Genomic DNA, 11,830 nt, shown 5'->3' with positions numbered 1-11,830 from the left:
TTCTTTCGTTTATTTTTTCTTCAAGGACATCTTTTTCTTCCATAATTTTCACTCCTTATACACTTTTTCCCTATATGTTTGATTATAGATTATCAATACACGTATATAAATATTACTTTTAATAATAGTCTAATTCTTCTTCATCAACTTCTGGAGTTCTATCAATTTTTTCAATAGTGTCGATTATCTCATTAATTTTATCTATACCCTCACCGTCAAGTGCTGATATGAATAATGTATTTTCGGGATTGTCTACAAATTGATTAATATATTCTTCATCCTGTTCAATATCCATTTTATTGAACAGGTAAATTATTGGTATTTCACTAAATATTTTTTCAATTTGTTTTAATAGATTATATTGGCTTTCTAAGTGGAATCCACAAGTTTCTGATCCGTCAAAAATAAATAAAATCGCATCAGCAAGATGTTCAAGTGCAACAATCGCATTCATTTCAATATCATTCATTTCCAATACCGGCCTATCCAATAATCCTGGTGTATCTATAATTTGGATACTTTTCCAATGTCTTTCGGTATGGCCTATTTGAATTCCTTTTGTTGTAAATGGATAGTTAGCTACCTGGGGATCTGCCCCACTGATCTGTCTTAAAAGTGTAGATTTTCCTACATTTGGAAATCCTGCAATTACAATGGTTATTGCATCAAAATCTATTGTCGGCATATTTCTTAAGCTTGCTTTTGCAAAGTCCAGGAAATCTAAATCCTTCTCTATTTTATTTATGACAGAAGCAATTCTCCCATAAGCTTCTCTTTGAATAGTACTTGCTCTTTCTGAAGGACTTCTTTTAAGTTTATTGGAATATTCTCTTTCTAATTGAGCTAAGATACCATATGCCCAGTTAAGTGCGCCCAATGCCTGTTTCATTGAGTCTACGCCAACTGTAATATCTATATAATCTTGATAAAATGGATGCAATTCTTCAATTTCCGGTACTGCATCAATTATTGATTTCAATTTATCTTTCATCACCTGACATGCAGTAACAACTCTTCTTTCTTCAATCTTTTTACCTTTTAAATGTTTGGGGATTTTTTGTGTTCTAAGCAAATCTGCAGCTTTTTTTCCTCTGCTAAAACCCTTGTCCAATATTTCATCCGGGGTCGGTATCGTTGGTATCATCATTGTAATCACTTAAAATATCAATTAATTATTATTCTTTCAATATTTCTATATTATAGTTTAGATTTGGTTGGTTAATTAAATTTGTGGATAATGTCAGATTCAAAAAGTTAATCATTATATAAAATTGTAAGTTATTCAATTGAACAACATGTTACTTAATATTCACTATTAAGATATGTTGTGTGGGTCTGCCAATTTGTCTGTTGGTGAAACACACATAAATTAAATTTTTATAATATTCTGAATTTCCATATAATCATCGTTTAGATAGCAGTAATATTCCAACTGAAAATTATGCTGGAGGAACAATACCAAAGGCATATAAAGAAAAATATATAATCAGAAAAGGAAAAATTAATCAGATATTCAATAAAGGAAATTATTGGATTGAAAACCAAGAAAATCAACAACATAATGATGTTTCGATAGTCACCATATACAAATTTAAATATAAATAATAATATAATTAATCATGATTAATATATATATTTTTAACATAGTTTCTTTTTAATACTTATCCAATGGTGTATTAATATGGGAGGACATGAAATTAAATTTAGTTTTGAATGTCATTTGAATTCATTTAATGATTTGGATATGAAATTTGATAAAATAGCCAAATCAATAAATATTCAATTTGATAATAATTTTAATCATTATACATGTGAAAATAAAAAAATATATGAATTTAAAGATGTTTCCAATCAAAATCCGTCTGACATAAAAAAGGAAATGGATTCATTTTTTGCTTATTCATTTGATAATTTTGTTGATGTTTCTTTGTTTAAATTTCTTGTTTTAAAAGTTAAAGATAAGTTTATAATTTTGGCCAATATTCATTCTCTCATCTTTGATTACTCTTTAATTGACAATTTTTATAAATTTTTCAGTGATATTAAGGAAATACACTTTGATGCCATACATCATTACGATTATTTGGAAGAATATTTATTCGGACCAGATTATAAAAAGGATTTAAACTTTTGGAAAAATTACCTTTCAGATTCCTTGCCTAATGTTAAATATTATAATGTAAAATCGGATAATTATTCAAGTAAAAGAATTAAGCTGCCTGATTTTTCAACTGAAAATGATATTTCAAAATTCAACTTTATAACAGCTATTTTTTCCCTATATTTGTCCCGTATAGATAACACTAAAGGATGTCTGTTTAAAACTTCCGTTTCAGACAAATATTTTGGTTATTCTTCTTTATTAAATGTTGATCTTGAGGATATTTCATTTTCCAGTCATCTGGATAATGTATGTATGAATTATGAGGATATCTCCAGACATACAATGCTTGATGTTGAAAATTATATTGATGCTGCATCATATTATTCGATTTTTGATTTTTCCAGTCTGGATGATGTCAGCATAAGAAACGGTGAAGGTTCAGCCATAACAATAAATGTTTTCAGCCACTCATTGGAATTGCTTTATAATGATGATCTATTTTCTGATGTTTATATTGATCATATGCTTTCAAATATTGAATTTTTAATGAATAATGTATTGGAATCACAGAATCTGCTTTGTAAAGATATTGATATTTTATCAGATATGGATAAATCTTTAATTTCTGAGTTTTCTAAAGGCAAATCTCTTGATGTTGATGAAAATAAATCATTGTCACATTCATTTAGAAATCATGCTTTGAAGTTTCCTGAAAATATTGCTATTGATGATGGGGTAAATAAGATTACTTATGGGGAACTGGAACGTTCAAGCAATTCTATTGCTTATACTTTACGAAATGAGTATAATATTTTTCCAAACACATCTGTTGCATTATTCTTACCCAGAAATTATCATTTTCCCCAAATCGTTTTGGCAATAAATAAGATTGGTGCGGCATTCGTTCCAATCGACTTGGATTATCCCGAAAAACGTATTAATCACATGTTGGATATTTCCCAGTCCACACATATCATTACCACTAGGGAATTGTCTCATTTGCATGATTTTAATGCAGAAATTATCTACATTGATGATTTGGGAAGTGACTGTAATGAGCCGGTTGATATTTTGGCAAAAAGCAACGCTTTGTTTGCCATTATGTTTACTTCAGGTACGACTGGTTTACCAAAAGGCGTGAAAATTTCAAATAAACAGATTAGCGGAATTGCTATTGCATATAAGGATATTTTTAACTGTGAAAGTGATGATGTTATAGGATGTTATGCAAGTTTTAGTTTTGTTGCCTCTTTTGGTCTTTACTGGGCATTGTATTTGGGACTGGGCTGCAGAATATTTAATGAAAATGAAAGAAAGGATACATTATTGCTGCTTGATGTGTTAAAAAACATACCTATGTGTGAACTGACTTTACCTACGGCAGTGGGATATCCTATTTTTGAAGATAATGATATCAATTTAAAACATATGGTTTTGGCAGGATCAAAATTAAACGAACTGTCAATGAGTTCAAATAAAACAAAACTGGTTAATATTTACGGAACAACCGAAATAATTTTTGCAATAAGCAATGTCTATGATTTAAATGATTTGGATGATAAAATTCCAATCGGCAGGCCTGTTGCAAATACATGGACATATATCTTAGATGAAAATAATATGCAGGTTCCTATAGGCGTTCCCGGCGAAATTTGCATTTCCAGTTCTTATATCAGTTCTGGTTATGTCAATAATGACTGGTTAAACAGCAAATCTTTTGTTGATAATCCTTTTTGTGAAGGTAAGTCTAATCAAAGGATGTATCGTACGGGAGATTTGGGATATTATGACTTTGATGGAAATATCAATATTATTGGACGTTTGGACGACCAGTTGTCTGTAAGAGGTTTTCGTGTAGAATCTAGTGAAATTTTAAATATAATTAATCGCTTTGATTCAATAGATGATGTCTTTCTGGATGTGGAAAAGGATAATCTTGTTTTATATTATACTGTAGAGGGCGATTTCAAAAGCGATACTTTGAAAAAAGCTCTTGAAGATGAGCTTCCTTATTATATGCTTCCGTCAATTTACATTGAACTGGATGAAATTCCTTTAAATATTAATGGTAAAATCGATAAATCCGCTCTAAAAGAGCACATTTCGAAAGATTATGTTGAAAAATATGAGGATGATGTTCTCAATCATGTTATCAGGTCATTTAAAAAAGTCCTCTCAACTGATTTTATTTTATTTGATGATGATTTCGTATCATTGGGGGGAAATTCATTATCTGCAATGGAATTGCAGAGAGTTTTAAATGATGAAATGGATGTAAATATTGCTTCAAACAAATTAATGGAATTATCCACACCATCAAACATAGCAAATCACATTAAATTTGATTTGAATATTTATTCTTCTCCACAAATAAAATACGATTTTTCTGGCATCTGTCCTTTATCCGAATCCCAATTGAACGTTTATCTTGATGAACAGGTTAAAGATATGGGAACTTCATATAATAATCCATTTAAAATTAAATTTAAAGATTCATATTCAGCAGATAAAATATATGATTCCATATTGAAATTGTTTGATGTTTTACCTATTTTAAAATCCCGTGTAGTTATTGAAAATGAAATTCCTTCCCTTAAATTTGATGCAGAACCTGAAATTATTAAAGGGTCAAAGAGTGATGTGGGGTCTTTTGTAAGGAAATTTGAACTGGACAAGTATCTGTCACGTTTTTTAATTGTTGAAAACGACAACGAATCAGTTTTTCTATGTATGGATTTCAATCACCTGATTTTTGACGGTACTTCACTCAATATTATTTTAAGCAGATTTTTAAAAATTTTAGACGCATCAGATGATTTTGATATTGACGACGGTATCTTAAGACAGATTTCATTTGAAGAATCTATTCTCTCTTCAAGTATGGATGAAGCAGAAAAATTCTTTGATAAATTATTAGCAGATAGTGATGATGCACATGAACTCTTGGCTTCAGTCAAAACAGATGATTTGGTTGAAAATGAATATTGGGATGAATTAATCATTGATAATAAATATTTAAATTCCTTTTTAAGTGAGTATAAAATCACTCTTAACCATTTTCTCACAAGTGCCTTTGCTTATACATTATCCAGATTCACAGGTTCATCAAAAGTCCTGTTTAATTTAGTTGAAAACGGCAGAAACCATATTGATTTATCTGATTCTGTTGGAATGTTTGTGCGTACATTGCCATTATTACTGGACTGTAAAAATCAAAGCATCAAATCCTTTTTAGATTATTCCAATGAATTAATTACTTCCGCTATGAAATATGACTTTTATCCTTATCGGGATTTGGTGAATAAATATAATTTAAATTCTAGTGTTTTTTTCCAATATTCGCATGATATTTTTTTAAATTCACAAAAAAATCTTTTCACTGAAGAGTTATCACATGACCGTGTTGGGGATTTGTCTTTTTATGTTTTCAACTTAGAAAATGGGAACTTTGGAATTAGAGCTTTTTTTTCAGATAAATTTTCGAAAACAACGATTGAAAGTTTCATATGTTCCTTTAAATCTATTTTTCAGGAATTATTAAATAAAAAGCAACTGTGCGAAATCAATTATATTTCCAATAATGATTTGGCTGTCTTGGATAAAATTAATCTTACAGAACATGATTTAAATTATAATGATATTTTAGAGGCATTTAATGATAAACTTTCCAAAAATCCCGACAATAAACTTGTATCTTATAAAAATAATTCATACACATACTCTGAAGGTGCTTTTATTGCAGATAAAATTGCTAAATCTTTAAAAAATCTTGATGTTGAATTAGGTGATAATGTTTCATTTTTAGTTGAAAGGTCAGAACTCTATCTCCTGTCCGTTTTAGGTATTTTATCTGCCGGTGCAGTTTATGTTCCCCTTGATGACGCACATCCCGACGAACGTATAGACTTCATATTAAAAGATACCCAGTCCAAAGTGGTCATCGCAAGTGATGAAACTCATGAACGTGTTAAAGGATTATCATATAATGGTATTGTTTTAAACATATCTGACATTGTCAAGAAAGAAATCTCTGAATTAACCAAATTGAATGTTAATTCTAGTGATTTGGCATGTATTTTATATACAAGTGGTACTACAGGTATCCCTAAAGGTGTTAAAATCACCAGAAAATCTGTTCTCAACATGGTTTCATTTTACAGGGACAAATATTTCTTGAGTGATAAAGATGTTTATGGAATGTATTCTAAAATAGGTTTTGATGCCGCATTACTGGCCATAAGTAATGTTTTATATTCAGGAGCATGTTTAACAGTTGTTCCTGAAGACATAAGGTTTAACATGAAAAAATTGAATGAATATTTCATAAAACATAATGTTACCCATACCTTAATCAATACGCAGGTAGCCAAGCTATTTATTAGGGACACAGACAACACTTCTCTAAAAGTATTATCTGTCGGTGGGGAAAAACTGGGTGCAATTGAAAATCCAAATGCTTACTCTTTGATAGATAAATTCGGACCTACGGAAGCATGTGTCTTCATTTCATCAATAAATAATGCAGATAAAATTGATTCCTCCTCCATTGGATTTTTAAACTACAATACTAAAGTATATATTTTAGATCAAGAATCAAGACGCGTACCTATTGGTGCAGTAGGGGAATTATGCATTGCAGGTAATCAGATTGCTGACGGGTATTTAAACCGTGACGATGAAACAGAAAAATCTTTCATCGCCAACCCATTCGATGAATCCGAAGACTATAATATAATTTATCGTACTGGAGATATGGTTAGATTGCTGCCTGATGAATCATTAGCAATTATTGGTCGTCGTGACGGTCAGGTAAAAATCAGAGGAAACAGAGTTGAACTGCTGGAAGTGGATTCGGTAATCCGTGAATTGGACTATATTGATGATGTTACTGTTCAGACAATTAAAAAAGATACAAATAATGAACTGGTAGCTTATGTTGTCCTAAAAGACGAAATTGATGATGATACTCTTCAAAATAAAATCAGGGACCATGTTGCAAGATACAAACCGGATTATATGGTTCCTTCATATGTAATTAAATTGGATGCAATTCCTTTAAATGTTAACGGTAAGGTCAATAAGAGTGCCTTGCCCGAAATTGACTTTGCCAGTTTGCAGACGGAATATGTTGCACCGACAACACAGTCAGAAAAATATGTTGTAGAGGCATTCGAAAAAGTATTCAATCAAAAAATAGGTCTTCATGATGACTTTATTCGTCTTGGCGGTGATTCTCTATCTGCAATTAAATTGCTGTCTTATCTTGAAGATTATAATGTTACTGCAGCTGATGTTTTAAAATTACGTACTCCTTATGCAATTGCAAATAGTATAGATAATAATTTGCAGTTTGAATTGAATTCTTATTCTTTAGACGAGGGATGTCCTTTAAACGAACCTCAGTTGAATGTATACTTGGACATTATTTCAAATAATAAGGTCGACTCATATATTATTCCGCTGGAAATCACTATCTCAGATAAATACTCTTCTCAAGATATTGTCGAAGCTTTAGATAAACTTCTAAATGCCCATCCTATTCTAGGCATGTGTGTTGATAACAGTTTTGAAGTTCCTTATTTGGTGAAAGGATTAAAACCGCAGATTATCCTGTATGAAAATGACAGAGACTTCATTAATGAATTTTTAACAAAAGCATTTGATTTGGAAAAAAGTTTATGCAGATTTTTAATCACCGAAAATGGAAACTGTCATTCTCTTTTCGCTGCATTTAACCACATTATTTTCGATGCAATATCCGCTAACGTATTTAAAAATAATTTATTCACACTTCTTGACGGAGGGTCTGTTGATGTTGATGAGTCATTTCTGGAAGTTTCAGATTTTACCAGACAAATTGCAAACACTCCCAATTACATTGAAGCCAAACAATTTTATGAAAATATGCTGGCCGACAGTAGAGAAATTCCATCTTTATTGGAGTGTGTAGTGGATGATGGGCTAGGCATGATTCATTTTAACTTGGATGTGGATTTAAACTTGCTTTATTCCTTTTTGGATAAATATTCCATAAGTGAAAATGTTTTATTCACCAGCGCTTTTGCCTATACATTATCTCGTTATATTGGTAGTGAAAAAGTTCTATTCAATATTGTTGAAAACGGAAGGGATAGATTTAACAATTTTGATGCTGTCGGAATGTATGTAAATACCTTGCCTCTGTTAGTTAACTGTAAAAATCAGGATATTTCTTCATTCATTGACAATATGTCTATTTTGATGTATGATGCAATGAAATATAATTACTATCCATTCAGATTATTGGCAAATGAATTCAATATTGATTTCAATATTATTTTCCAGTACAAACCGGATTGGATTTCAGATATTAACTCTTCAGATGAAATTTATCAGGATATTGATTTAATTACTGATTTTGCTGCTGATGTATCTCAAAAAGATGGTGGTTATGAGTTAAATATTCAATATTCAAACAAATATTCTCAAGATATGATAAAATCTTTTGCCGAATCATTTAATTTAATTTTATCACAAATGATTCATGTTAATGACTTATGTGAAATTAATTACATTACAAATGATGATTTGGAACTTTTAAATCAATTTAACCATAATGATCATGATCTGGCTTATGATGATATTATGGATGCATTTAATGCTAATCTAACTAAATTTTCCAGCAATGCTCTTGTATCTTATATGGATAAGTCATATTCCTATGCTGAAAGTGCTTTTATTTCCAATGAGATATCTGAAAGTTTAAAGAATTCGGGAGTTAATGTTGGGGATAATGTTTCCTTTTTAGTTGAAAGGTCTGAATTATATATGTTTTGTGTATTAGGTATTATGTCTGCAGGTGCTGTTTATGTTCCCCTTGATGATAATCTTCCTGATGAACGTATGGAATTCATATTAAACGACACCGAATCTAAAGTAATTATCACAAGCGATGAAACTTACGAACGTGTAAGGGATTTGTCATATGATGCCGTTATTTTAAATTTATCAGATATCCTTGAAGGAAAAATTGGTGAATTATCTTATTTGCCTGTTGATTATTGTGATTTGGCATGTATCCTATACACCAGCGGTACTACGGGTGTTCCTAAAGGAGTTAAAGTAACCAGAAAATCCGTTTTGAATGTATGTGAATTTTTTGCTAGCAAATATGCATTTGACAGTAATGAGGTTTACGGTTTATTTTCTACAATTGGTTTTGATGCGGGATCTTTGGCAATTGGTCAGGTAATTTATTCAGGAGCTTGCTTATCTGTTATTCCTCAAGATATTAAATTGGACATGGATAAATTAAATCAATATTACATCAAGCACAATATTACCTATACTATGATGACTACACAGGTAGCCAAACTTTTTATGCAGAATGTAGATGAAACTTCATTAAAAGTCTTGCTTGTTGGTGGGGAAACATTAGGTGATTTTAAAAATAAAGGCAATTATATTTTAGTCGATGGATTTGGTCCAACTGAAGCATTTTCATTTATTTCATCGATAGAAAATTCACATAAAATAAATTCATCCTCTGTAGGACACTTAAATTACAATACTAAAGTCTATATCCTGGATGATGAATATAGACGAGTTCCTATTGGTGCTGTTGGAGAATTATACTTGTCCGGAAGTCAGATTGCTCAGGGATACTTGAATCGTGAAGAAGAAACAGAAGCATCATTTATAAATAATCCATTTGATGACAATGATGATTATGGCTTATTGTATCGTACTGGTGATATGGTAAGGATGTTGCCTGATGCCACATTGGGTATTGTAGGTCGCCGTGACAGCCAAGTTAAAATCAGAGGAAACCGTGTGGAGTTATCAGAAGTTGAAGCAGTAATTCGTGATTTGGATTATGTGGATGATGTTACAGTCCAAACTGTTAAAAACGGTACTAATGAGGAGTTAGTTGCTTATGTGGTGCTGAACGAAAAAATGGACGATAATTCAATTAAAGAGTCCATCGGTTCTTATATTGGGGAATACAAACCGGATTATATGATTCCATCATTTGTAATTAGATTGGACAGTATTCCTTTGACTGTTAATGCTAAAGTTGATAAACATGCTCTGCCTGATGTTGATTTGGATGTTTTGCGTGCAGGATATGTTGCTCCTAGTAACAAAACTGAAAAAGAAATTGTCAATGCATTTGAAAAGGTATTTAATCAGGAAAATATTGGTATTTATGATGATTTTATTAGTTTTGGTGGTGATTCATTAGCGGCAATTAAAGTATTGACCTTCCTTAAGGATTACAATATTTCTGCAGCAGATATTTTAAGTTTACGCACACCCCATGCAATCGCAAATAACATCATTGATATTTCACTAGATTTTGATACCTATTCTATTGATTCAGGTTGTCCATTAAATGAACCTCAATTAAATGTTTATTTGGATATTGTTGCTAACGAAAAAGAGGATTCTTACCATATTCCTCTTTCCATGAAAATTTCCAAGAATTATAGTTCTCAATCAATCATCAATGCTTTAAATGAAATGTTGGATGTACATCCAATTTTAGGAATGTGTGTTAGTGATGAATTTGAGGTTCCTTATTTAGTTAAAGGGTTAAAACCTCAGATTACTGTTAAATCTGATGTTGATGACGGATTCATTACTGAATTTTTAACAAAATCATTTGATTTACATGATAATTTATGCAGATTTTTACTTGTGGAATCTGATGACGAATTTAATTTATTGGCCGTTTTCAACCACATTATCTTTGATGGTTCTTCAGATAGTGTATTTAAACGTGATTTAGAAAATATTCTGTGTGGTGAATTTATAGATGTTGATGATTCATTTTTAAAAGTTTCTGCTTTTAATCAGCAAATACAAAACAGTGATGATTACTTTGAAGCAGAAGAATTCTTTGATTCACTCCTGGCTGATAGTGATGAAGTGGGCATTTTGTTAGATAGTGCATTATCTGATAATTCAGGTCATTTAACAACTTGTCTGGATTTGAATCATGGTTTATTTAATTCATTTTTGGAAAAGTATAACGTTAATGAAAATATTTTATTTAATGCTGTGTTTGCATATACTTTATCCAGATTTGTAGGCAGTGAAAAAGTACTGTTTAATATTGCTGAAAATGGACGTGACAGATTCGGTAATTTTGATTCTATTGGTATGTTTGTTAATACATTGCCTTTGTTGGTGGATTGTAAGAATCAGGATATTAGTTCTTTCTTGGAGTATATGTCTGATAGGGTTTATGGCGTGATGATGAATAATTTCTATCCGTTTAGATTATTGGCTAGTAAATATGATATTAATTCAGATATTCTTTTCCAGTTCATGCCTGAATGGGTTAAAAATAGCAATGACGATGATGAAGATGTAAATACTGATTTATTAAATAATATTGGTAATTTAATTGCTGATTTTATTGTTGAAGTTATTCAAAAAGGCAATAATTATAATTTAAGCATAACACATTCATCCAAGTATTCAAATGACTTTATTAAACGTTTTGCTGAATCATTTAAAATAATTTTACATGAGATTTTAAATGTTGATAAATTAAGTGAGATTAATTACATCAGTGATAGCGATATTGCTCTTTTAGACAGTTATAACGATACTGAGCATTCTTTAATTTATGAAGATATTTTAGATGCATTTAATGATAATTTATCCAGTAATCCTGAGAGTACGCTTGTATCTTATATGGATGTTTCTTATTCCTATGGTGAATGTGCTTTTATTGCT

Annotated in this window: 2 protein-coding genes; one reads left to right on the top strand and one right to left on the bottom strand. The window is 30.7% G+C overall.

Going from position 1 to position 11,830, the window contains the following annotated elements:
• Positions 1-118: 118 nt before the first annotated feature.
• Positions 119-1,147 carry an NOG1 family protein gene (locus tag ACKI5C_RS00910; protein ID WP_407431113.1) on the bottom strand — a complete coding sequence of 343 codons (1,029 nt, stop codon included), beginning with the start codon at positions 1,145-1,147 and terminating at the stop codon, positions 119-121.
• A gap of 534 nt (positions 1,148-1,681) precedes the next feature.
• Between ACKI5C_RS00910 and dltA the strand changes: the two genes are divergently transcribed.
• A partial coding sequence (dltA, locus tag ACKI5C_RS00905; protein WP_407431111.1) for a D-alanine--poly(phosphoribitol) ligase subunit DltA occupies positions 1,682-11,830 on the top strand: 10,149 nt, incomplete at its 3' end.

The organism is Methanobrevibacter sp. (assembly GCF_045646045.1).
In the GTDB taxonomy this organism is placed as follows: Archaea; Methanobacteriota; Methanobacteria; order Methanobacteriales; family Methanobacteriaceae; genus Methanocatella.
This window is presented reverse-complemented; position numbering and strand designations above follow the sequence as displayed.